The following is a 24,818-nucleotide window of genomic DNA, read 5'->3' as shown; positions in this document are numbered from 1 at the left end:
GCGCAGCGGGGTGGCTGCCGAGTTCCACGGGCTCGGATCGTTGGTTTCCTTGGTTGTAGGGGCGGTTCTGTGCTGGTCAGGGTGCTGCGAGGCGGGTGAAGGCGTCGACAGCGAGGCCGGTCCAGGGGTGGTGGGACGATAGACGCAGGTGGACTCGGCGGGCGTGGCGGGCCAGGCGTGCGGGGATCGAGAACAGTCTCAGTCGTAGGGTCTTCGGTTCCCAGCGGCGGGCGGGGTGTTCGTGGGTGAAGGCGAGAGTCTGCGTCCAGGCGGTCAGGTCCATCGCGAGGGCGACGATGGCGAGCCAGATGCGGTTGGCGTCGAAGCCGTGGAACGGCAGGTTCCGCAGGCCGGTGTCCTACTCGGGCTGCCATGTGAAGGCAACTACGGTCGGTCGAACGCCCGGTGGGTGGAGCACGGGCGGGTGAGCGAGTGGTAGGTACCGTCGTGCGGCGAGTGTGGTCTGGTGGCTATTGCGGCGGCTCCGGTGGCCATGCTCGCAGATCGACTAGGCCGGTGGCCTCGATGACCCCCAGGCGCCGTCGCGGACGTGGCCGTCGGCGTCGTAAGCCGGTGTCCAATCGGTTGGTTCCACATGGGTGTCGAGGGCATCGACGATCTCGTCGGTGAGGGTGAACCCGATCGAGTACTGCACCCCGTCGACGGTGGCAGTAGTCGAGGAACTCGTGGGTGCCGCCACCGGAGTTGGTGCGCACCAACACTTTCCGCCCGGCCCGCCACGCCCAAGACGACGGTAGCTCGGCGAGGGCTTCACCCAGGACCTGCCTGTGGTCGGCGGCGGTGTTGCTTCCGGCGTTCCCGGGCCGCAGCATCACCGCGACGAGTTCGCCGATGCCGGCCATCCCGTGGTCGACGACGCCCACAAGGAACGGAACCCGAAGCCGCGTTTGAACGTCGGGGCCGCTTAACGAAGCTGAGCGTCCTTCGGACGCTTGGCCCTGCTGTGTGGTGGCCTGCATTGTGATCCCGCACGCCCCTCACACCTCAAGAGCGCCTACGGCGTCAGCTCCGCAGATCGGCATTGACCTGCGAGCCTCTGCGCGTGACGGGCAGGCCCTTGTGGGGCAGGCGGGTAGCCAGCCCCCGGTGAACGCAACCCACCACAGACCAGGGCCAAGAACCTGCGGTCCTGAAGGAGAAGTCCCCGAATGACCGAGCGGTCGTCAGACCTCCGACTCGTCCGGGTCGTCGAGATGGGCGAAACTACCCACGATCGACTCCACGTGCGCGACGACTTCAGGCACCGCACCCAGGGCAATCTCACCGTTTCCGTTTGTGAACGTAAGTTCCAACGTAGGGCGTGGTGGTTGGTCCAAGGTCACCCCCTCGGACCATCGGACCGTCTGGAAGCTGTCGTCGCCTACTTTTCGAATGATTCCCACTTTGGCAACCAAATCGAAGCTGTTCGGCTTGAGCACGGGCCACGGCTGAATCAGCATGATCGACAGAGCTAGGTCGTCGGGTAGCTTGGGGAAGGTCGCCGATTGTGAAAATGTTCCTGCCGTGACCAGGCTCAGCTCGCGGTGTTTCGAAGGGTTGTTGATCGCGTGAAGCGCGGGCAGGACGCTCTCAACCCCGTTCGTTTGGTTGAACGGCTGTGCCGCGTGTAGCCGTTCGATCGCGGCGGGCCACGCCGTCGGGATTTTCTTCACCTGTTTGTCGAAGGCGGCCTGGTCGACCGCGATCGGGAAGTAGACCTGGTTCGCTTGCTTCCCGTCGCGATCGCCACCTCCGGCGAGAAAGACCTGCCATGCCACGTAGTCCAGGGCGTCTCTCAGTGCACCAAACACATCTCCGGCAAGCAGGGACAGGTCGACGACTGGTTCTTTCTGCATCCCAGCGAACCACGAGTACTTGGCCAACTCGTCGTCCTTGATCTCGATCCTGAGCAAGCCGCGGTCGTTCTCCCACGCGTTGTACGTGTCGAGAAGTTCCTGCGTGCGCCGCTTCGCGTGCGCGACCTTCTTGTTCGCGTCGGTCCAATCCATCATTGCCAAGCCTCACCACTCTCTCGTTGTCGAATGCGAATCCTTCTCGCTAATCCGTCAACATGCACGAGGTTTTCGAGCACGAGTTCACGGATCGAACACCCAGGTGAGGAAGCAACAGAAGCCCCCATCATCGGTCACCGTCCGGATCGTACGAGCACGCTTGAGTCAGCCAAACGGGCCAGCGTTCCAACTAGCTCACCGAGGCAGCAGGGAGACAGCGGGCGCGTTGAGATCGGTTGGTATCCGATGGCGCTGGACGTCAGATATTCGCAGATCAGAGGTACTGCGAAGTATGAGCGACTCGGCCGGAACCGCGTTCGGGACGAACGATATCGCCTCCCGCCGCTGACGACAACGGCGAAGACATCCCCGCACGTCGACCCCATGGCCGCCAGAGGAAACTCGCAACGTCTCGTCATCTCTCGCCATGGTGACTTCGGGGAAAAGGTCCAAGCGGATCAGTGATTCGCCTACGATGGTTACCGATCGATCGTGGAGAGGTCGTGCGGCAGTCTGGCTGCGCGGGCCGCTGAGCACGTGTCCGCTCCTTGGTTCCGAACTCCTGTCTGCGGCAAGGCACGGCAAGGCGGGGGTCAGCATGAGTCGTCCCGCTCAGGGGTCTCAGTCTCATAGGTCGTTGCGGGGAAGCGAAAGGGTTCCGGCTTCGCTGAGTATCCGGCTGATTGTCGGCCGGCTTCTGTTCAGCTCGTTGGCGATGCGGGTCGAACTCCATCCGTCGAGGTGATGGTGGGCCAAGGCTTTGGCCACGAGTTCGGGGTCTCGTCTTCGGGCCGGATCGCGCGCGCACAGTTGTGCCGCAGCAGAAAGTCCGGGGTCTGTGCTGGCCAGCCCAAGCCGCGGTAATGGTCGGCCCAAGCGTGCAACCGGTCGAGGCTGGCATCCAGCAGGCGGGTGCTGAGTCGTTTTTCGGCGGTGCGCTGCAGGGTCTCGTGAGCCAGGGCACAACCGCCGGATTCCGCGCCGCTGTTCCTCGCGCCTTGACAGGTACACCCCATCCCAGGTGGCGTTGGCGCGCCGGAGTTAGGGCCGGGGTCGATGTCATGGGCATGTGGTTACCTGTCCCTGGTTCGGGATTTCGTTGACGCCCATGTCTCTCAGGTGAGCGATTGCTCCGGCGGCGTATTGCTCGGGGCTGGATAGTTTCACCGGCAGACCGGTGCCGAAGTGTGCGGGAAGCAGGTAGTTTCCGCTGTCGAGGTCGCTGTCGGTGGGGACGATCGTTTCCAGCTGGTAGCACCGGCCGGTGTCCTCGTACCGCAGGATCAGATCCGCCACGTTGTCGTGCTTCCACCTCAACGATACGGGCCGGATGCTGTCGGCGATCGCGCCGCGCCGCGCGATGGCTTTCGACAGCGCAGCGAAGCAGCGTGAGATCCCCGCGCTCGTGGGGGGCTCGGTCACTGCCAGATCCCAGTAGCGGCCGCGGGATTCGGTGTAGGGCTGATAGAACGGTGGGAACCGGCGGTTCTCGTACACCGTTTCCGTTGGCTGGCCGTCGCGGTCGATCAGCGACACCCGCAGCCCGCGAAAGCCGACACGATGTTTCACCCAATCGAAATCGTACGGGGCGGTGAGGAGCTCGTTGTCGGGTCCGCGGAACAACACGAAGTACCAGCCCGAGGCGCTGCCCGGTGAGGGGTCTTCAGGGTTTTCGAGGGCATAGCAGTGGTCGATCTCGGGTAGCAGTGTGTTGCGCCACGCGGTCGCTTCGGCGCGTGTCAGCTTCCGCTTCGAGAGACTGCCGTCGGGTGCCACTGCGGCGACGAGGAACATGACCACCGACACCGGCGCGGTCGGGAAGGTCCCATCGTTGTCGGCGTTTCGGCTGCCGATCTCGGCGGCGACCGGCAACTGGGGGTCAAGGCACGACCATCCGCGCAGCGTCAGTTCGGAGCGGGAACCTTCGCTGCGGGTGAATCTGGTCTTGCCCTGGTGGGTGCGGGTGCGCCAACCGGACAATTGTTCGCCCACCTGCTGGCGCAAACGGTCCAGATCAGGTTCGGGTGAAGTGGTCACGATCGCTCCTCGACATATGTTCATCGATGTCTGGGTGCCGGGCCGACGCGTGCATGCAGCACCGGCCCGGCGTGGGTTGAATCCGCTCAGTTGATTTTCTGGCCTTCGGCGCCCTTGAGGAGCGCTGCGGTGACCCACAGATCACAGCGAAGCCGGGTCTTCTGGCCGTAGTCGCAATACACGGTTTGCAACCCGAGGGGATCCCCGGCGGGCATCCCGCCTCGAGGGTCATGGTCGGCTCCACCTTCGGTGGAGGCGGCGATCACTGGGACCTGGGTTTTGTTCTTGCAGTCGTCTGGGTTGTGGGTTGCTTTGGGGCATTCGGTGCCTCCGATTGCCCAGACCTTGAAGTTCCAGCCAAAGCCCCAGTCGTCGGTTTTGCTGTTGATATTTTCAGTCGGTGCGGATAGGACGAATTTAACTGCTCGGATCGCTTCGGCTTCGTGCCAGCCGTCCTGGGGGCGGCCGATGTAGTGCCGGTTCTGGACCTTGTCGAGTCCGAAGCCGAGGCCTTGGTCTGCTTCCAGGGCGGGGTCGCCTTGTGCGGAGGTCGGCACGCAGTAGTATCCGCGGCGGATGTCGACCTCGCTGCGGTTCTTAGTCGTGTAGGTGGCAAGGATTTTGTCGCTGTCGTAGTTCGGGAAGACCGGATCGTCCGGTGTTCCTGTGCAGGTGGCGGTACTCGCGTGGGCAAACGGCGGGGTCGCGGCCAGTGAGGGAATCGAGGCGGTGATCAGCACCGCCACCGCGATGAGCAGCCGAGACCGCAATCGAGACCGGTCAGTAGGTGGCGGTGTAGAAATCATAAGTGTCCCCCTTGTCCACGTAGATGATCGAACCCTTCTGAAAGCCTTGGCCCTTGCCGGTTTGAGACGGCGACACCGAGACATCGCTGATAGCCGAGGTGGGGTAGCCGAACTTTCCGTTCTCGAAGCCGTAACTGGCGAAAATGCCCAGGATACTCGGCGGTATGCGCCAGGCTCCGATCACCGGATACCAGTAGATGGCCGAGCCGTCCTCGAAGTTCGCGAAATGACCGGTGCCGTCGGCGGCTACCTGCTCATCGGTGGTGGGCAGGCCCATCTCCCCGTCCTCACGGCCGAAAGAGGCCCATCTATCCCGGATCGCGCCGTACAGCAATCGGCTTCCTGTCGGTCCGGACCAGGTGATGGTGCCGTTTTCGAAGTTGTTGTAACGGCCATTGTTCTTTCTCACCGCGACCTCGTCGGAGCTCGGGTAGCCCAGCGGACCGCCCTCGGCGCCGACAGAGTTCCACTTGTCGCGGATCGCGCCGCCAACGGCGTAAGCCTCGTTGAGATGCCAATAGACCCCGGCATGGTCGAATTCTTGGCGGCGGCCGACGTTGTCCGGATTGACGATCTCGTCGGTGATCGGGTAGCCGAGCGCGCCAGCTTCCCAGCCGTTGCGCTGCCAAGCGGCGAAGAAATGATTCACCACCGGATGCGCACCACCCCAAGGGGACCAGTAGATGGGCCCGTTCTGGAACACCGAGCGTTTACCGACGCCGTCGGGGTTGGTGAGTTCGTCGCTGGTGGGGAACAGCAAGAAGCTGTTCGGGCCGCCCAGGGAGTTGTATTTGTCGCGGATCGCGCCGCACACCTGATAGGGCGAGGGCCAGTACACCTGGCAGTCGGCCGCCGCGAGTGTCCGCGACTGCGTGCCGTCGGCCGGCGGGGCGAGGGCGGCCTCCATGGTCTCGGCTTTGTCGGCCTGCTCCTTGGTGAACCCGCCAGGGATCTCCTCGCAGTCCGAACGCATCTTGCCCGGCTTCACCGTCCGGTTCGGGTTCTTCGTCGGCGCCCATTTTTCCGGCTTCGCCTTCTTCCCACCGGGAGCAGGGCTTGCACACGAGGCGGGTTCGGGTGTCGTCGGCGGCGGCGCAACGGTGGGCGGCGGCGCAACGGTCGTAGTCGTCGGCGGCGCGGGATTGGGTGCCGGTGCGTCCGGGGTCACCGGGGCGCGCGTCGGCGGGGGTTCGGTAGAAGTGGTCGTGGACGGCGGTGGAATCCCCGGTGGGGCCGGTGATGTGCTGGGTTGGGCGTGGGCGGCGACACCGCCGACCGAGACGGCGGTGATCGCGGCAAGGAGCGCGACTGCGGACCTCACGCATAGGCGGGACCGGCGGCGAGCACGGTTCAGTCGTTGCTGGGCAGATGCCATGAACCCTCCTGGAAAACCTCATCAGGTCACCTGCGCAACTTCGGGCCCACTGGCTGACAGCTGCAACAGGCTCTACAGACATAGCCCGAATACCGGCACACGAACCCCGGACCGGCAATTCGGGCTCCGGCGGAGGCCGATCAAGCCCTTGGCTGGTTGGTGTAGACGGTGTTCCACAGAACTGTGCAGTTGAGCCGGCCATAGCGACGAAAGGGCTGTGCCGGGTTCAGAACCACGCGACGTCCGATTCCGGGTCACGCTACGAGCCATAGCCCGTGATGGTGGGCATCGTGTCCTATCCGTCGAAGTCGCCGAACAAGTCGAGCTGCTCACTGCCGGTGAGCGCGAGGCGGTTACGCGGACGCGCCGCGGCGTCGCCGAGATGAGCTGGTCACCGCGACCGGCGCCACCGAACGCGAAATGGCGCAGCGGCTCAAACGACGCGGACTCGTCGCCAGCCAGCAAGAAGTCCTCGACCGCATCGGACCCATCGGATACACCCGCAACGACCAGAACCCCACCGACCTCGACGACATCCCGCTGTGGGTGCTCGTCGTCACCGGCCTACGCTCCCCCCACGTGTCCCTGCACACCCGCCGCTCCGGCACCGAGAGGACTTTTGTTCGCGGACTTCTTCCCATCAACGCTTCGTTCACCGACCGGGTGAGCCCTGGGACCGTTTGCTCCTGGCAAGTGGGTGGGGTTCGCCGGTGATCGTCATGAGTGCTTCGATGACATCGCCACGCAGGTGGGTCAGTACAGCGGTGTCGTCGTGGTGCTGCCCGGCATAGACCCGCTCGACCGTCTCCCCGAACAACTGGCGGACATGGGCACGCACGGTCTCCGTGATCGAATAGGTGGTGATCTCCAATTCCTTTGCCCATGGCAGGTTCTCGCGGACGCGTTTCCACAGCCCGTCGTAGCGCCTGTAGCTGATCGGGCGCCCGTTGCGTTTGCGCAGCACACGAGGCGTGACCTCTCTACCTCCGCGACGTTCGGCATGCCTTCCCAGGGCGGCCATCAGACGGGGCGAGACCGGATGCCAGTGAAACCCACCACCCCGCGTCCGTAGCCGCACCAGGCAGTTGTCGCGGTCGAGGTCGTGAAGCGCCAGATCGATGACAGCTTGCCGGTCGCTCGCGGTTTGGATGTGCAGCATGACGATCAGTTCGTCCAGCTCGGGGTCATCACCGGTCGAGGAAGCAACACGATGAACTTCCCGCAGCTGCTCGCTGGTCAGAACATCGCCTTTGCCAGCGCGTCGGCCTGGAAGCCTTGCTGCCGCCGCGGGATTGCTGGAGGGATCGATGAGCCTGTCACGTTCGGCGTGCTTGTAGATGTGCCGTAACGCCGACAGCAGATTCTCCGCGGCGGACTCTCCGCCCCGGGAGTTGGCGCGACCACGGGAACGGATTTGATGCGCATCCATCAGTTCTTCTATCTCCCTGGTGGTCGGCTCGCTCAACACTCGGTCGCCCCATACCTGACTGATCGCACGCCATGCCGAGTCGTAACACCTCAGCGTCTTCGGCGGGACCTTCCTACGCACTCGGGCGATGTACTCATCGAGCCGGGGAGAACCAGCCGGTGAGCGGCCGGCATCGCGGGCGCTGCGGTCGAGCACCGGTGGCTGATGGGGGAGCGGGGGTGGTGTGATGGGGACTTCGTCGAAACTCACGGTGCTCCTCAACACGAGGTGAAGTGACGGTGCCTGCGAACGGCAGGGCTGATTGGCTGGAAGACGATCGGGGACGGCACCAGCGCCGACTGCACTGGACCAGGATGGTCGACCGGCCCGCTCGAACCGGGAATGCTTCACGGCTCGCGGTGACCATCACCACTGTCAGGTGTCCATCACCGGATGTTCGCCACAGCACGGTCAAGATCTTCAAGGTAGATCCACCGTGGCGACTTTTACCCAGGTCATCGGGCAGGATGTGATCCGGTCGGACATGCTCTGTCACGGGGAACGGATACAGGCCCGCGCGCAGCCACGGCGGCGGATCTTTCGTGTCAGCCACAGCGACACCGGGGCCGTGTCCGAGCCGTTCAATGACACCACCGCGCGGCAATCTTGCCCGCGGAAACGGGTCCGGACCCCGGTTAAAGGCCGAAAAAAACACGGTTCTGTGGCAAATCTGCCACAGAACCGTGTCATTGAATGTCCGGAGGGGGACTTGAACCCCCACGCCCGATAAAGGGCACTAGCACCTCAAGCTAGCGCGTCTGCCATTCCGCCACCCGGACCGGTGTGCCCAGCAAGATTATCGGATCATCTCCGTGTGGACCAAATCGCGGCTTGACCTGCGGATTCTTGAGCGTTTGCGGGCGAAGGGCGTGTGGGCCGCACCGGTGGAAGGAGTGCGGCCCACGCGGGGGACTCAGAGAAGTTCTTCGAAGGTGCGTTCGAATCCGAGGGCTCCTCGGCCGTCGGCTACCTGGCGGTCGAGGAGGGTTTTCAAGGGGGCGACGAAGTCGAGGGTGACGTGGGCGTCGCGGCTGGCGCGGTTGATCGCGTCGAGTGCGGCTTTGTGGAAGGCGATGGACTGGATGGGGTCGGTGTAGGTGGCGGTGTCGATGACGGCGCCTTGGTGCGGCAAGGATTGGGTCATCGCGTTGAGCCATGCGGCGGCTCGCCGGCCGAATTCGGCGGCGGGGACGCCGACCGACCGCATCATGGCCGCGCCGTGCAGGAAGCCGCCGAACATGGCGTACATGGCCGCCAGCAGGGCGAAGTCGTAGGTCGAGGCGAGGCCTGCGTCGTCGCCCAAGTGTTCTGCGGCAGCGAGTAATTCGAGGGATTCGCGGTGTGCGTCGAAGACCGTCTGTGAGCCGCTGTAGAGGATGGACGCGCCCGGCTGTCCGATCATGGGTGGTATCGCCATGATGCCGCCGTCGAGGTAGTCGCAGTCGTGGCGGGCCGCCCAGGCGGCGAGTTCGCGGGCCTCGTTGGGGGCGGTGCTGGTGAGGTTGATCAGTTGCCGTCCGGCCAGTCGGTGGGCTACCGGGTCGAGGGTGGCGTGCACCGAAGCGTGGTCGAGCAGTACGGCGATGATCGGGCCGTCGGTGTCGATCGCCTCGGCGATGGTGGCGACGCTCGTGGCTCCGGCGGCGCGGAGGTCGGCGTCCTTGCCGGGGGTGCGGTTCCACACGGTGGTCGGCAGCCCCGCCTTCAGGAAGGTCGCGGCGAGCGCCTGCCCCATCGCGCCGAGTCCCAGGATGGTCACCGGGGTCTTCGTGGTCTCCGCCATTGCGGGTTCAGCTCCTTTGAGGTCGAGAAAATCCTGGTCAGCGCGCTGAAATCAAGAGTGCTCGACAACCGGCGGGCGGGCAAGTACCTACTATTTTGTGGGGTACTTACCGAATGGTTTGTGAACAGGTGGAGAAGGTGAACGATGGGCTCGAAGCGGTCGGGGCCGTACTTCTGTGGGATCGACGCGGCGATGGATGTCGTCGGCGGCAAGTGGAAGGCGCTGATTCTCTGGGAGTTGGACAACCACCGGGTTCGGCGCTTCGGCGAGCTCCGCAAGGGGCTGCCCGGCGTCTCGGAGAAGATGCTCATCCAGCAGCTGCGGGAGCTGGAGGAGGACGGCATCGTCGACAGGACCGTCTATCGGGAAGTGCCGCCGCGGGTGGAGTACCGGTTGACCGAGATCGGTGTCGCGCTGAACGCCGCGCTGGAGCCGCTGGGCGCGTGGGGGCGGGAGCGGATCGATCGGATCGGCGCGCGGCGGGTGCATGAGTAGCTCGGAAGTGAATCCTTCAAAAGTGAATGTTTCACTTGGGCAACATGGTTCAGCGGAAGATCAAGCTACTAGTTGGTAACTTGAGTTAATTTTGTGCACACCGAAGGTAATTGACGCCTAACCGGGCGCGTCGTATGTTCCACGTCACAACTTTTGCAAGATGTGGGTGGCTTCGCAGATGTCGGATGATGGGTACGGCCTACGGGTCTTGCTGACGCGGGCGCTCCGCCGGATTCAGGAGTTGGAGGCGCGGCCGCAGCGCGAGCCGATCGCCATCGTGGGAATCGGCTGTCGCTTTCCCGGCGGCGCGGAATCCCCGCAGCAGTACTGGGAACTGCTGTCCTCGGGCCGCGACGCGATCGTCGAGGCGCCGGAGAACCGTTGGGTGGTAACGGATTCGGCGCCTCGACGGGCGCGGCGGCGAGCCGGGCTGCTCGCGGGTCCGATCGATGCGATGGACGCGGAGTTCTTCGGGATCGCGCCGCGCGAAGCGGCGTCGATGGATCCGCAACAGCGGCTGGCACTCGAAGTGGCTTGGGCGGCAATGGAAGACGCCGCACTGGCGCCGGGTGGTCCGGCTGCGGCCCGCACGGGGGTGTTCCTCGGTGTCAGCTGGCAGGAATACCAGCGCACGATCACACCGGACTGGGTGAGTTCGGTGGACGCGCACACGCTCACCGGGACGATGTCGAGCATCGTGGCGGGGCGGGTGTCCTACGTGCTCGGATTGCGTGGTCCCGCAGTGGCGATCGACACCGCGTGCTCGTCGTCGCTGGTGGCGGTGCATCAGGCGTGTCGCAGTCTGCGGGCTGGGGAGTGCGACGTCGCGTTGGCGGGCGGAGTGAATCTGCTGCAATCCGAGCTGACTTCGGAGGCGCTGGCCCGCATGGGCGCGCTCTCTCCGGATGGGCGCTGTCGCCCCTTCGACGCGCGCGCGAACGGGTATGTGCGTGGCGAGGGCGCGGGTGTCGTTGTGCTCAAAACGCTTTCGCGAGCGCTCGCCGATGGTGACGAGATCAGGGCGCTCGTCCGAGGCTCGAGCGTGAACCACGACGGTCGTTCCATGGGGCTGACCGCACCGAATCCGACGGCACAACGCGAGTTGCTGCGCGACGCGTTGACCGACGCCGGGTGCGCCGCCGATCGGATCGGCTACGTCGAGACGCACGGCACGGGCACGCCGCTGGGCGATCCGATCGAGATCGAGGCGTTATCGCAGGTGGTCGGCGTGCCACGTGCGGATGGGTCGGTGTGCCTGCTCGGTTCGGTGAAGTCGCAGATCGGGCACCTCGAGGCGGCCGCGGGCGTCGCCGGGCTGATCAAGGTGGTGCTGCAGATGCAGCACGAACGAATTCCACGTCAGCACGATTTCGCCACAATGAATCCGAAGATCAGGCTCGACGGCACGGCGCTGGCGGTGCCGACCGATGACGTCGCCTGGCCGCAGACGCGGCAGCCGCGATTGGCAGGGGTGAGTTCGTTCGGATTCGCGGGCACCAACGCACATGTGGTGCTGGAGCAGCCGCCCGAGCCCCTGGCGCGTGCCGATCCGAATGAGCCTGCGCTGTTGGTCATTTCGGCGCGCACCAGGTCGGCCCTCCATGCGCTGGCCCACCGCTATGCGGAGCAGTTGGACCGGCAGGAGATGCCGCTCGCCGACGTCGCCGCCACCGCGGCGCTGGGACGCACGCATTTCGCGTACCGGCGAGCGGTCGTGGCCAGGACAGCCGAAGAAGCGGCGCGCGATCTCGCGGCACCGTCAGATCGGTCCATCGATCCGGATCCGGGCAAGCCGCGGGTCGCGATGCTGTTCACCGGGCAGGGCGCACAGTACGCCGGGATGGGCGCGGCGCTCGACCGCAGGTACCCGGCTTTCCGCGCGGCGCTCGACCGGTGCGACGAGTTGTTGGGACCGCTTCGCGACGGCCTGCGTCTGCGGTCGGTGCTGTTCGAGGCGGACGACGATGTGCTGGCCCGTACCGAGTACGCGCAACCGGCCTTGTTCGCGCTCGAATGGGCCTGCGCCGAGCTGTGGTCGGCGTTCGGCGTTCGCCCCGATGTCGTGTTGGGGCACAGCCTCGGTGAACTGGTCGCGGCGACCGTCGCGGGCGTGTTCGATCTCGCCACCGGCTTGCGTCTGGCTGCCGAACGGGGCCGGTTGATGCAGGCAGTGGCGCAGCAAGGGGCGATGGCGGCGGTCTTCGCCGCGCCCGTGGAGTTCGAAACACTGTTGGACGAGCTCTCGGCGAGTGTGTCGGTCGCGGCGGTCAACAGCCCCGGGCAATTCGTTGTGTCGGGATCGGTGGACGGGGTGCAGCGGGTTGTGCGGGCTGCCGAGGAACGGTCGATCCGTGCCGTGCGGCTGCCCGGGACGGCGGCGTTCCACTCGCCCCTGCTGGATCCGATGCTCGACGACTTCGAAGCCAGGGTCGCCGAGTTGGTTCCCGTCCCGCGCGCGGCGACGATTCCGCTGGTGTCGAACGTGACCGGCACGCGGATCGAGGGCCTCATGGATGCGGCGTACTGGCGCGCGCATGCCCGTGGCACCGTCCGTTTCGCCGAGGGTGTGCGCTCGGCCGCCGAGTCGGGCGTGGATGTCTACCTCGAGGTGGGACCGCATCCGGTGCTGTCGGAATTCGGGCGGCACACCGACCCCGCCGCTGTGTGGGTGCCGAGCATGCGCCGGACGTCCACCGACGACGAGGTGCTGTTGACCGGGCTCGGCGAGCTGTATCGCCTGGGCGTTGAAATCGACTGGAGCGCAGTGGTTCCGCTGGACGCGCGCAGGCGCAACGGCCTGCCCATCTACCCCTTCGAACGAGAGCGGGTCTTTGTGCCGATCGAGAGCGCGTCGCCGAGCACGGGATATCTCGCCGAGCATCGCTTCCGCGACCGTGCGGTGGTGCCCGCGGCGGAGCTCGCGTTGCGCGCATTGCGTGCGGCCGGAGGCGCAGGCCACGAGCTGATCGACTTCGTCGCCGCGCGACCGGTGCCGCTGGAGGAGTTGTCCGAGCCGCTGGTCTCCGATGCGGGCGATCGCGCCGAGGTGCGGTTCCACGTCGACGAGGGCGCGGTCACCGCGGTGTCCGCGACAGTTCGAGCCGCCACGAATCGACCCCGCGATTCCGACGAACTGTCCGCGGCTCGGCTCGCGCTGTCCACCGAAGAGAATGTCGCGGCTTTCTACCGCCGGTGTGCCGATGCCGGATTGACTTTCGGCCCGCGATTCCGCTGGATCACGCGATTGTGGTCCGGCGAGGGCCGCGTGCTCGCCGAACTGACGCGCCCGGCGGAACTCGCCGACGAACCGGACGCCTGGCTGCCGTGTCTGCTCGACGCCGCGATCCAGACCGGTCTTGCGTTGGTGTCCGCAGATGGCGACGCGGCGCGTCTGCCGGTGGGTATCGGCGGTCTGCGTCTGTCCGGCCAGGATGCGGGGGCAACGGCGTGGGCGCTGGCCGAGCGCACCGGCCGCACCGTTCGTCTGACGGTCTTCGATACCGCCGGCGCGGTGGTCTGCGATATCGAAGACGTATGGTTCGCCGAGTCCGGCACTGCCGGGCAGCCGCAGGATCGGGATAGCATGTCCGGCTTCACCTACCGTCCGACCTGGGAGCGCGTCGTGGCGTCGCCGAGCGGACGGGCGCCCGCCGCCGCGTTGGTGGTCGGCGTCCGGCAGCAGGCGGACCGGCTCGCCGCCGCGCTGCGCGCCGCGGGTACCGATGCGGTATCCGTGGAGCGTACGACCGATCCGGACGTGTGGCCCGGCGACGACCGTGCGGTGATCTACCTCGCCGATGCCGAAGCGGACGACAGCGCCGAATCGGCGCGGGTGGAAACGCGATTCGCGCTCGCGGTGGTGCAACGGATGGCTCGGCTGGTTTCCGACGCACCGTTGTACCTGGTGACAATGGGGGCGACCGGAGCGCTCGCCGGGGAACCCGTGCGTCCGGCCGCCGCGACCCTGTGGGGATTGGGTCCGGTGACGCGCACCGAACTGCCCGAGTTGCGGTGCCGCCTGATCGACCTGCCCGCGGACGCGCGCTGCGACGACCACCGCATGGTGGACGAGATTCGCTCCGGCGCCACGGATTCCGCGATCGCGCTGCGCGGGCGTCACCGTTACACGATGCGGATGCAGCCTTCCGACGAACCGGGCGGGGCGCCCGAGGTGAAGCGTGGCGGTGCGTATCTGATCACCGGCGGACGTGGCGCGCTGGGGTTGACTGCCGCGCGGACGCTGGCCGAGGCCGGCGCGGGCACGATCGTGCTGGCCGGGCGCAGCGGCCCGACCTCGCGAGACGAGCGGGAGATGGCGCGGATCGCGGCTTCGGGGGCGCGAGTCGAGACCGCGGTGGTCGATGTCGAAGACCGGAATGCGTTGTCCCGCCTGATCAGCCGCTTCGGCGTGGAGTTGCCGAGGCTGGCCGGGGTCGTGCACTGTGCGGGAGTTCTGGACGACGCCCTGTTGTTCGAGCAGACCGCCGGGCACATCGACCGGGCGTTCGCGGGAAAGGTCGCGGGCGCGTGGCACCTGCACGAGCTGACCGCGGGACAGCCGCTCGATCTGTTCGTGCTGTTCTCCTCGGTCAGCGCCGTGGTGGGCACAGCCGGGCAGGGCAATTACGCCGCGGCGAACGCGTATCTCGATGCCCTCGCCCGCCTGCGGCTGGCTCGAGGACTGCCTGCCCTGAGCATCGCGTGGGGGCCGTGGGCGAGCATCGGCATGGCCGAAGGTCTGAGCGACGCCGCCCGCCGCGCGTGGGCACGCCACGGTGTCGGCGAACTGGCCGCCGAAGACGGTGTCCGAGCACTGCGTTGGCTGCTGCCGGCGGAGGGAGTCGTGTCGGTCTTTCCCGCCGCCACAGAGGTTTCGGCGGAGCCGGAACCGATCGCCGCGGTCGAATCCCAGGATTCGCGCGATCCGGCGGAACTGCGGGAACTGGTGCGCACCCACGCCATGACGGCACTCGGCCGCACGACAGCGGTTTCCGACCGCACGCCGCTGCGAGAACTCGGGCTCGATTCGATGATGGCGGTCGAGCTGCGCAACGCGCTGTCCGCGGATCTGGGGATGCGACTTCCGGCGACGCTGCTGTTCGATCATCCGACGGTCGCCGCGGTCTCGGAGGAGATCGCCCGGCTCGGCGCCACGTCCGCCCCCGGCCGCACGGCAGGGCAGCAGGCCGAACAGCGACCGACCACGCGCATCTCCGAGCAGCTCACAGCCCCGGAATACCCAACGAAACTTCCGGTTACACCTAGTACACCGAACGTGTCTCAGCTCACAGCGCGCGAAGCCGAGCCTGCCCCGGACGATTACGCCGACGCGATTGCGATCGTCGGCGTCGGCTGCCGTTATCCCGGCGGCGTGCGCGGGCCCGCCGATCTGTGGCGCCTGCTGACCACCGAAACCGACGCGGTGACCGAGGTACCCGCGCACCGCTGGGACGTGGACGCCGTCTTCGATCCGGACCCGGATGCCGACGGCAAGACTTACACCCGCTGGGGCGGTTTCGTCGACGGTGTCGAGGATTTCGATGCCGGATTCTTCGACATCTCCGTCGGCGAGGCGCGGATGCTGGACCCGCAGCAGCGGCTGCTGCTCGAAACGGCGTGGGAGGCGCTCGAACACGCCGGTTATCCGGCGAGCCGTCTGGAGGGCAGCCGGACCGGCGTCTTCGTCGGTGTGATGTCCAACGACTATGCCGAACGGATGGCGCGGGCCGACCTCGCGCCCGATGCCTGGTTCGGCACCGGAAACCTCTCCAGCGTCGCCTCCGGCCGGCTGTCGTATTTCCTCGGCGCGCAGGGGCCGAGCCTCACCATCGATACCGCGTGCTCCTCGTCGCTGGTGACCGTCCACACCGCGGTGCGCAGTCTGCGCAGCGGCGAATGCGATCTGGCGCTGGCAGGCGGCGCCACCGTGGTGCTGACGCCTTCGCTCGACATCTACTTCGCGCGGGCGCGCGGCCTGGCCGCCGATGGCCGGTGCAAGAGCTTCGACGCACGCGCCGACGGCGTCGTCTGGAGTGACGGCGCGGGAATGCTGGTGCTCAAGCGGCTGGCGGACGCGCGGCGGGACGGCGATCGGGTGCTGGGGCTGGTGCGCGGCTCCGCGGTCAATTCCGACGGCCGCAGCCAGGGATTGAGCGCACCCAACGGTCCGGCGCAGGAACGGGTCATCCGCGCGGCGCTGGCGGACGCGGCCGTCGAGGCGGGGGACATCGATTACGTCGAGACACACGGCACCGGCACGGCACTCGGTGATCCGATCGAAGTGAACGCCCTGGCCGCAGCCCTAGGGGAGGGTCGCACGGAAACCACGCCGCTGTGGATCGGGTCGGTGAAGTCGAATCTCGGGCACACCCAGGCGGCGGCGGGCATCGCGAACATCATCAAGGTGATCGAGTCGATGCGCCACGAGCGCATTCCCGCCTCGCTGCATTTCCGTTCGGGCAATCCGCATATCGACTGGGATTCGGTCGCTATCCGGGTGGTCGCCGAAGAGCGACCGTGGCGGCGTTCTCAACGGCCACGGCGGGCGGGGGTGAGCGCCTTCGGGATCAGCGGGACGAACGCGCACGTGGTGATCGAAGAACCGCCACAGGTCTCGGAGACCGATGCCCCAAAGGACGCCGGGCCTCATTTGCTGGTCCTGTCGGCGAAAAGCACCGATGCCCTGCGCGAACTGGCGGCTCGCTACCGGGATCTGCTCGTCGCCCACCCTGAGATCGCATTGGTGGATCTGTGTGCGCGCGCCGCGCTGGGCCGAACACACTTCGGTGAGCGCGTGGCGATCGGTTTCGACACTGCCGCGCAGCTGCGTGCCGCGCTCGAGAACGTCGCCTCCGGGGTCACAGTGAGCGGGTCCGTCGCTGAAGTGTCGAGCGGGTCGCTCGAACTGGCTCGACGGTATGTCGATGGCGCCGAGATCGATTGGGGTGCCGTCTATTCCGGTCGTCATTGGCGACATGTCGATGTACCGACCTACCCGTTCCAGCGCAAACGGCATTGGCTCGAGCTGACGCCGCGCCGGGACGACTCGAGTTCGTCACGCGCCCTGCGGCTCACCCCGGAGATGTTCGCAGGACATCGGCTGCGTGGTCTGCCGACAGTGCCCGCGGCGTGGCTGAGCGTTCAGCTGAACGAGATCGCCACTCGACTGCCCGGGGCATGGGAAGTCAGGAAGCTGCGGCTGATCACGCCGTTGGAGGTCACCGCCGAAGCAGTGGTGCGGGTCGTGGTCGAACCCGGCCCGGACGGCCATGATGTGCGCTTCCTCGGCTCCGACGACGCCCGAGCCGGTTATGCGCAAGCGACACTCACTGCGGCGCAGCCTGAGCCGGTGAAACCGTATGCGGCAGACTCCGCTCATTCCGATGCGCGCATCTGGACCGCCTACTACGACGCTCTCGCCCGGCTGGGCCTGGACCTGGGTCCTGACTACCGCTGCGCCCTGGAGTTCCGGCGGATCAGCGCCACCGAGGCCGAGACGGCGTTCCGGTTGGCCGGTGACGGCACGGCGCTCGATCCGATCCTGCTCGATGCCTGTCTGCACAGCATCGTGGTGACGGCTACCGGGGGCGAGGAGTTGTTCTTGCCGTCGGAGATCGATCGTGTCCGATTCTTCGGCAACCCGACGGCGGGGGATGCGACCGTACGGTGCCGGGTGCGGGTGACCGAACGAGGGAGGCGGATCATCGTCGGTGACGCCACCCTGTACTCGGAGTCCGGCCGGCCGCTCGCCAGCGTTCAGGGTGTGAGCCTGCTGGCCGCGAAGTTCGATACCTTGCCGGAATCGTTTGCCGCGGAGTCGGACTCGACAAGACTCGCACGTCTGCTGCATCACGTGGAATGGGCTCCTGTCGAGGGTGGCGTGCGCGAGGAACCTGCGGGTCGATGGCTGATCTTCGGTGACGGAGCGGTCGGGGACGCTGTCGCCGCCGGATTGAGCGCGCGGGGCGCTGAAATCGTGATGATTCGCCCCGAGGACGGGCACGCAGCCGACGAGATCCTGTCTTCCGAGGCCGCGAATTCGTTTCAAGGCATAGCCTTCGCGTGGACGGCGGCTCCTGCCCAGGTTCGCATCGAAGCCGCCCTGCGGTTGACGCGCGCTCTGGACTCGGCAGCACACCGGCCCGCCGCGCTCTGGTTGCTGACCGTGAACGCTCAGCGCGTCACCCCGGCCGACCTGCCGGACCCTGATCAAGCTTTGCTGTGGGGTTTCGGACGCACGCTGGCCACCGAGCACCCCGAGTTCGGATGCCGATTGCTGGACCTGCCCGCGGAAACCATCGTGGACAGCGCCCCGATCGTCGATGGTTTGCTCAGCGGCCGCGCCGCAGGCGAATTCGCCCTCCGCGACGGCCGTTGGCTGACCGCGCGCGTCGCCGAAGGCCTCGCGTCCACCGACTACCGGTTGGTCGCGCACCGTTCCGGCGAGTTCGAACGGATGCGGTTGGAGCCCGGTATCCGACGCGCACCGGCAGCAGGGGAAGTCGAAATCGTCGTCGCCGCCACCGGCCTCAACGCCCACGACCTCTGGGTGGCCTCGGGCATCCATCCGGATGGGGCGGGACCGCTGGGTTCCGAGTGCGCGGGCCGGATCACCGCGATTGGTGCCGGGGTCGAGCAATTCGCGGTCGGTGACCGCGTCGTCGCCTTGGCGGCCGACAGTTTCGCCCGCCACGTGACGGTGGACCAGGCCATGGTGGCCCGGCTGCCGGACGACCTGCCCTTCGCCGACGGCGCGACCGTGCCCTACGCCTTCACCACCGCCTGGCACGCGCTGTTCGACCTCGGCGGTCTGCGCGCCGGGGACCGGGTGCTCGTCCACGGCCCCGCCGATGGCATCGGCATGGCCGCGGTGCAGCTCGCCGTGCACGCCGGAGCGCAGGTGTGCGCGACCGCCGCGCTGTGTCGCTGGGCGCGGAACACGGGTCTGCCGGTCACACAGATCCATACCTGGCGCAGCCACGAGTTGGGCGAACGGGTTCGGGCGGCGACCGCCGGGCACGGACTGGACGTCGTCGTGCACACCTCGGGGGACGGCTTCGCCGCACACGCATCCGAAGTACTGCATGCGGGAGGCCGATTCGTCGAGATCGTCGACCCGGTGCAGACCGGAACGGTGCATCGGCATGCGGATGTCGACCACCGGACCTTCGATCCGGTCGCTGTCGACCCGCGGCGACTGGGCGCTGCCTTGCGCAGTGTGCTGGCACTGTTCGAGCAGCGCGCTTTGACCACGCTGCCGCACGCTGCCTACGGCATCGATCGTGCCGCCGAGGCGTTCCGCGCCATGTCGCAACGAGATCATCCCGGTCGCGTCGTCCTGCTCGGCAAAGACGTCCCGGTCGCCGCGGGCGGCGACCGGTTGCCCGATGGCACCTATCTTGTGACGGGAGGGTTCGGCGGCCTCGGCGCCGAGGCCGCGCACTGGCTGGCCGACCGCGGAGCACGGCATTTGGTGCTGGTAGGCAGACGCGCGCCGGATCCCGCAGGGGAACGGCTGCTGGAATCGCTGCGCGGCACCGGCGCTCGAGTGACGGCGCGGCAGGCGGATGTCGGCGACCGCGCGGCCGTCGCGGAACTGCTGCAAAGCATTTCGGAATCCGGATTCCCGCCACTGCGCGGCGTGGTCCACTGCGCGGGAGTGCTCGACGACGGCGTGATCAGCGAGCAGACCTGGTCGCGGTTCGAGACCGTGCTCGGACCCAAATACCATGCGGCGCGCCACCTCGATGAGCTCTCCCGCGATCAACCGATCGAACTCTTCATCACCTACTCCTCCGTTGCGGGTGTACTCGGCACCCCTGGCCAGGCGAATTACGCCGCGGCCAACGCGGCATTGGATGCGCTGGCCTGGCGGCGGCGTGCCGAGGGACTGCCCGCGCTGAGCATCGGATGGGGGCCGTTCGCCGACGTGGGCATGGCCGCCGATCGGCCCGACGTCACCGCACGTCTCGTGCGGCGCGGGCTGCCTCCGCTGTCCGCGGGCGACGCGGCCGCGGCGCTGGAGCACCTCGTCCGGCACGACAGTGCTGCCCCTGGCGTCTTCGAATTCGTGCCGGAGCGGTGGTATGCGCAGCGCATGCCGCAGATCGCGCCGGCCGTACCGCCGACGATTCCACGGGAGACCACCGGGGTACCGCGAACGCAGTCGGCGTCCGACGATCTCGCACCGTGGGAGGCGCTCGTCCAGCGCGTCGCGATGCGGGTACTCGATCGCGCGGGCGAACTCGATCCTGATCTGCCACTGCACGACACGGGCGTCGACTCCCTGACCGGAATGGAACTGCGGGCCGCGCTCGCCGTCGAGGTCGGAATGCCGCTGCCTGCCGGGCTCGTCTTCGACTATCCGACTGTGCGTGAGATGGCGCGGTTCCTGCACCGCAAGGGCGCAGCCGCTCCCAGCGGAGGCGCAGCCGCTCCCGCCGGCGGCGCGAACGTGATCGCCGCTGATGTGCCCTCGTACGCGGCCGATTTGCCTCTGGCCGGGGCTGAGGTGCCCCCGGTCGTCGCCGACGTGCCTCTGGTCGCGGCTGACGTGCTCTTGCCTGCGGCGGACGTGTCCGCTGTCGCGGCCGACGTGTCCCCGGTGCCCGCTGACGCGCCCTTGGTCGCGGCTGATGTGCCCCCGGTCGCTGACGAGGTGAACCCGGTCGCACCCACGCCGCGGTACCCGATCGCGACTCCACCAGGACGGCTTGCGAGACAGGATGTTTCGCCGGGCATCGACTTCGAGACCGACCGTACCGACGACGACCCGATCGTCATCGTCGGCATGAGCTGTCGTTTCCCCGGCGGGGTGCGCACACCGGAGGACTTCTGGGACCTGCTGTGGCACGGACGCGACGCGATCACCGAGGTGCCGCCGCAGCGCTGGGACATCGACGCCTACTACGACCCGGACCCGGCGTCTCTGGGCACGATGTACACCCGCTGGGGCGGTTTCGTCGACGACGCCGACGAGTTCGACCCCGCGTTCTTCGGTATCGGCGCGGCGGAGGCACGCGCGATGGACCCGCAGCAACGCCTGCTGCTCGAAACCACGTGGGAGGCGCTGGAGCGCTCGGGCCGCGCACCCGGCGCGTTGGCGGGCAGCCGCACCGGCGTGTTCGTCGGACTGTGCTTCAGCGAATATCCGGCCACGCCGACCCGAGCCGACCATCCGACCGCGATCGGCGCCTACTCGGTGATCGGTTCGGCGCCGAGCGTCGCGGCGGGGCGCTTGGCCTACGTTCTCGGGCTGCAAGGCCCGGCGATGACGCTGGACACGGCATGCTCCTCCTCACTGGTGGCGCTGCAAGCGGCGGAAGACGGGCTGCGAGCGGGCCGTTGCGATCTGGCACTGGTGGGCGGGGTGAACCTCCAGCTGGCTCCGGAGACCACCATCGGTTTCTGCCGCCTGGCCTCGCTGTCGCCCGATGGACGCTCGCGAGCGTTCGACGCCGACGCCAACGGCTACGTCCGCGCCGACGGCTGCGGCGTGCTGGTGCTGACCCGGCTGTCGCAGGCCCGGCGCAACGGCGATCGGGTGCTGGCGATCGTGCGCGGCGTCGCGGTGAATCACGATGGACGGTCCAACGGTCTCACCGCACCCAACGGCCCGGCCCAGCAGCGCGTCATCACCGACGCGCTGGAACGGGCGGGCCTGCGGCCGGACACGGTGGACTACGTCGAGGCCCACGGCACCGGCACCCCGCTCGGCGATCCGATCGAGGCCACCGCGCTGGCCGAGGTGTACGGATCGGGCCGCACGCAGCCTCTGCTCATCGGGTCGGTGAAAACCAATATCGGGCACACCGAGGCGGCGGCAGGTGTCGCGGGCGTCATCAAAGCCGTGCTCATGTTGCAGCACCGCCGGATCCCGCCGAGCTTGCACTTCCACACTCCGAACCCGCTGATCGACTGGGCCGGGCTGCCGTTGGAAGTGGTGCGCGAGGCGCGGGATTGGCCGCGCACCGGGCACGAACCGGCGATCGGCGTCAGCTCTTTCGGGATGAGCGGCACCAATGCGCACGTCATCCTGGCGCAGGGTGATCCGGTACCCGCGCCGCGACCGGAATCGCCGACCGCGCAGGTACTCGTCCTCTCCGCGCGCGACGAGACCGCCCTCGCCGACAGCGCGCGGCTCTGGGCAGACCGAATCGACTCGGCGCAGGCGGCACTCGGCGATCTGGCCTACACCGCCGCGACCGCGCGGACACACTTCGAAGAACGGCTCGCGGTGGTCGCCGACACCAGCGCCGGCGCGGCACGAGAGCTGCGTGGGCCGATTCCGATCCGTGGCCGGGTGGAGCGAACCGCGCGCACGAAGGTGGCGCTGCTGTTCACCGGGCAGGGATCGCAGTACCCGGGCATGGCACGCGAGTTGTTCGACTCCGAACCGGTCTTCCGTGACGCGCTGCGGCACTGTGACGCGGCGCTGGGGCCGATCGCGGACGGTATCGGACTGATCGAGGCCCTCTACGGCGATCACGGTCCGGAGCTGTTGCGTCGCACGGTGTTCACCCAGCCGGTGTTGTTCGCGGTCGAGTGGGCGCTGTGGGAGCTGTGGCGGTCGTGGGGGATCGCCCCGGCGGCGGTGCTCGGGCACAGCGTCGGGGAATACGTCGCGGCCTGCGCCGCCGGGGCGATGAGCGTGGAGGACGCGCTGCGGCTCGTGGCCGTGCGCGGTCGCCTGATGCAGCGCCTGCCGGACGGAGGCGCGATGGTGGCCGTCGACGCCCCCGCCGAGCAGATCTCGCCGCTCGTCGCACGGTATGCGCCCGCGGTGTCGATCGCGGGATACAACGGACCGGCTCAGGTGGTGGTCGCCGGACCGCGAGCCGCACTCGATCCGCTGCGCGAGCAGTTGTCGGCCGACGGTATACGGTCCGCCGATCTCACCGTCTCGCACGCCTTCCACTCCGCGGCGATGGACCCGATTCTCGACGACCTCGCCGCGGCGGCGTCCCGGGCGAGGATGTCCGATCCCGTGATTCCGCTGATCTCCAACCTCACCGGTGCGGTGCTGCGCCCGGGCGAACTCGACCCGCGGTACTGGGCGCGGCATGCGCGTCAGCCGGTCCGGTTCGCACAGGGCTTGCGTGCGCTGGCCGAGCTGGGGATCGACGAGTTCCTCGAAATCGGGCCGCATCCGACGTTGTCCGCGCTCGGCGGGCGCGTGCTGGGTGACTCGGCGCGGTTCGTCGCGTCGCTGCGTCGCGGCCGTGGTGATCGCGAGACGATGATGACGGCGCTGGGACGCCTGTATGTCGGGGGCGTGGCGGTGGACTGGGAGCAGGTGCACCGTCCGCACGATCGTCGGCGCGTGTTCGCCCCGACGTATCCTTTCCAGCGGCAACGCTATTGGGTCGAATCCCGGTCCTACGCCGCTGGGGCGGCACCGAGCAGCGCTGGCGACGGGCACACGCTTATCTCCACGCGGTCGGGCAGCGTCTCGGAGGAGCCCGGAACCGCACCGACACCCGCCGTGGGCTACTCGACGCGTCCGGTCGACGCAGTCCTTCCGCACTCTGAGGCCGCCGGCGCAGGACACTCGAAGGTTTCGATGCATCTGCATGCCGAGCTATCGGATCGCAGCGTCACGACCCATCCAACTCGCGGTTACGAGACGGTCCCGGGATCGGGCATCGCAGCCGAGCCGAATCCTCTGACGCACCTCGGGACCGCGCCTCCGTCGGCCGAGGTGGATGCCGTCCCTTATGCGGGTCTTCGGACGCGGCAAGAGATCGCCGCGGCTGCGGCCCGGCAGGCAGATCATTCGATATCGAGCAGCACCGCAACGAATTTCGATCTGACGCTCGGGCCGGATTCTCCGTCATATCTGGCCGACCATGTCGTGGATCGGACTGTCGTCGTGCCGGGCGCCTGGTTCGTCGCCACCATCGCCGACATCGCGCGCGGACTCGTCGCCGGTGACGTCGTCGCGATCGAGGACCTCGTGATCACCAGCGGACTCGCGCTGACCGGCCCGCAGCAGGTACGAATCGTCTTCGACCCGGCCGCCGACGGATTCGCGGTGCACGTGCGGACGGAAAGCTCAGGCACACACGCCCGCGCCCATCTCCGCACCGGAACGCACCGGATCCCGGATGGTGCCTCTCTCGGGGAGATTCTCGGCGCCTGCCCGGAACACCTGGCCGCAGCGGAGTTCTACCAACGGCTGACCCGCGCGGGCCTGCCTTACGGACCGGCGTTCCGCCGTGTCGTCGGCCTGCGCCTGGGTCGGCGCGAAGCCTTGGCCACGTTGTCGGATTTCGAGACCGATACCGGCCCTGGGGCGGTGCACCCGGTTCTGCTGGACGCGGCGTTCCAAGCCACCTACGCGGCGATGTCGCCGCGGGCCGACGAGCAGACGTGGGTGCCGTTCGCGGTGGACCAGGTACTCGTCTCCGCCGCGGCGGGCACCGTTCGATTCGGCCATGTGCGCGTCCTCGAGCAGACGCCGCAGCTGTGTGTCGCCGATGTTCGACTGCTCGATGAGGAGGGCTCTGCGGTGCTGGTCGCGAACGGATTGCGAGTGATGCCCACGCCGAATTCGGCCGGGCAGTCGTCCGCCCCGGCGTCCCCCGATCGGTCGGTCGCGGACACCTACCGGATCGACTGGCGGGAGACCGGCCCGGCGGCACCGGCCTCCGCGGCCGGGCGCTGGCTCGTCATCGGTGCGCCCGGAAGCTTCGCCGACGACGTCGCGGACGAGGTGCGGGCACGTGGCGGGGAGTGTGTAGTCGCCAGGCCCGGTGACGGGTTCAGGTTCCGCGGGGAAGACGAGTTCGAGATCGACCTCGGCGTGCCCGCGGCCGTGCGGGCGTTGCTCGGCGCGGTGGCT

Annotated in this window: 9 protein-coding genes, 1 tRNA gene and 1 pseudogene (1 of these 11 running past the window's edge); 2 read left to right on the top strand and 9 right to left on the bottom strand. The window is 67.7% G+C overall.

From position 1 onward, the window contains the following. Positions 1 to 76: 76 nt before the first annotated feature. From ACWESM_RS16330 to ACWESM_RS16290, 9 genes and pseudogenes are all read right to left on the bottom strand, one after another. Positions 77 to 340, bottom strand: a complete 264-nt coding sequence (locus ACWESM_RS16330; protein WP_452492573.1) for a transposase — start codon at positions 338 to 340, stop codon at positions 77 to 79. A gap of 273 nt (positions 341 to 613) precedes the next feature. Further along, positions 614 to 925 (bottom strand): annotated as a pseudogene (locus ACWESM_RS16325) (transposase); the annotation flags it as partial. Positions 926 to 1,184: 259 nt separating this feature from the next. Continuing rightward, positions 1,185 to 2,012, bottom strand: coding sequence for a hypothetical protein (locus tag ACWESM_RS16320; protein ID WP_452492375.1), 828 nt, complete (start codon positions 2,010 to 2,012; stop codon positions 1,185 to 1,187). A gap of 1,059 nt (positions 2,013 to 3,071) precedes the next feature. Then, entirely contained in the window at positions 3,072 to 4,004 is a 933-nt protein-coding gene (locus ACWESM_RS16315) for a hypothetical protein (RefSeq protein WP_452492373.1), read from the bottom strand. A gap of 131 nt (positions 4,005 to 4,135) precedes the next feature. Then, positions 4,136 to 4,795, bottom strand: a complete 660-nt coding sequence (locus tag ACWESM_RS16310) for a hypothetical protein (protein WP_452492371.1) — start codon at positions 4,793 to 4,795, stop codon at positions 4,136 to 4,138. 34 nt (positions 4,796 to 4,829) lie between these two features. Then, on the bottom strand, positions 4,830 to 6,023 hold the full coding sequence (locus ACWESM_RS16305) for an LGFP repeat-containing protein (protein WP_452492369.1): 1,194 nt from the start codon (positions 6,021 to 6,023) through the stop codon (positions 4,830 to 4,832). Positions 6,024 to 6,882: 859 nt separating this feature from the next. Next, entirely contained in the window at positions 6,883 to 7,908 is a 1,026-nt protein-coding gene (locus ACWESM_RS16300; protein WP_452492368.1) for a tyrosine-type recombinase/integrase, read from the bottom strand. A 484-nt stretch (positions 7,909 to 8,392) separates the two neighbouring features. Further along, positions 8,393 to 8,477: transfer RNA gene (locus ACWESM_RS16295), tRNA-Leu, on the bottom strand. 134 nt (positions 8,478 to 8,611) lie between these two features. After that, on the bottom strand, positions 8,612 to 9,481 hold the full coding sequence (locus tag ACWESM_RS16290; protein WP_452492366.1) for an NAD(P)-dependent oxidoreductase: 870 nt from the start codon (positions 9,479 to 9,481) through the stop codon (positions 8,612 to 8,614). 144 nt (positions 9,482 to 9,625) lie between these two features. Here ACWESM_RS16290 and ACWESM_RS16285 point away from each other — a divergent pair, with 144 nt between their 5' ends. Both ACWESM_RS16285 and ACWESM_RS16280 read left to right on the top strand, forming a co-directional pair. After that, the gene (locus ACWESM_RS16285) at positions 9,626 to 9,976 is read left to right on the top strand and encodes a winged helix-turn-helix transcriptional regulator (RefSeq protein WP_355077950.1); all 351 of its coding nucleotides are present in this window, start codon (positions 9,626 to 9,628) and stop codon (positions 9,974 to 9,976) included. A gap of 178 nt (positions 9,977 to 10,154) precedes the next feature. Further along, positions 10,155 to 24,818, top strand: partial view of an SDR family NAD(P)-dependent oxidoreductase gene (locus tag ACWESM_RS16280; RefSeq protein ID WP_452492364.1) — the 5' portion only. 7,062 nt of this gene lie beyond the right edge of the window; the window shows 14,664 of its 21,726 coding nt (coding positions 1-14,664); it begins with the start codon at positions 10,155 to 10,157; the stop codon falls past the right edge of the window.

It is taken from the genome of Nocardia sp. NPDC003999 (genome assembly GCF_053604885.1).
Note: the sequence above shows the minus strand (reverse complement) of the source record. Positions and strands in the feature narration are given on the sequence as shown.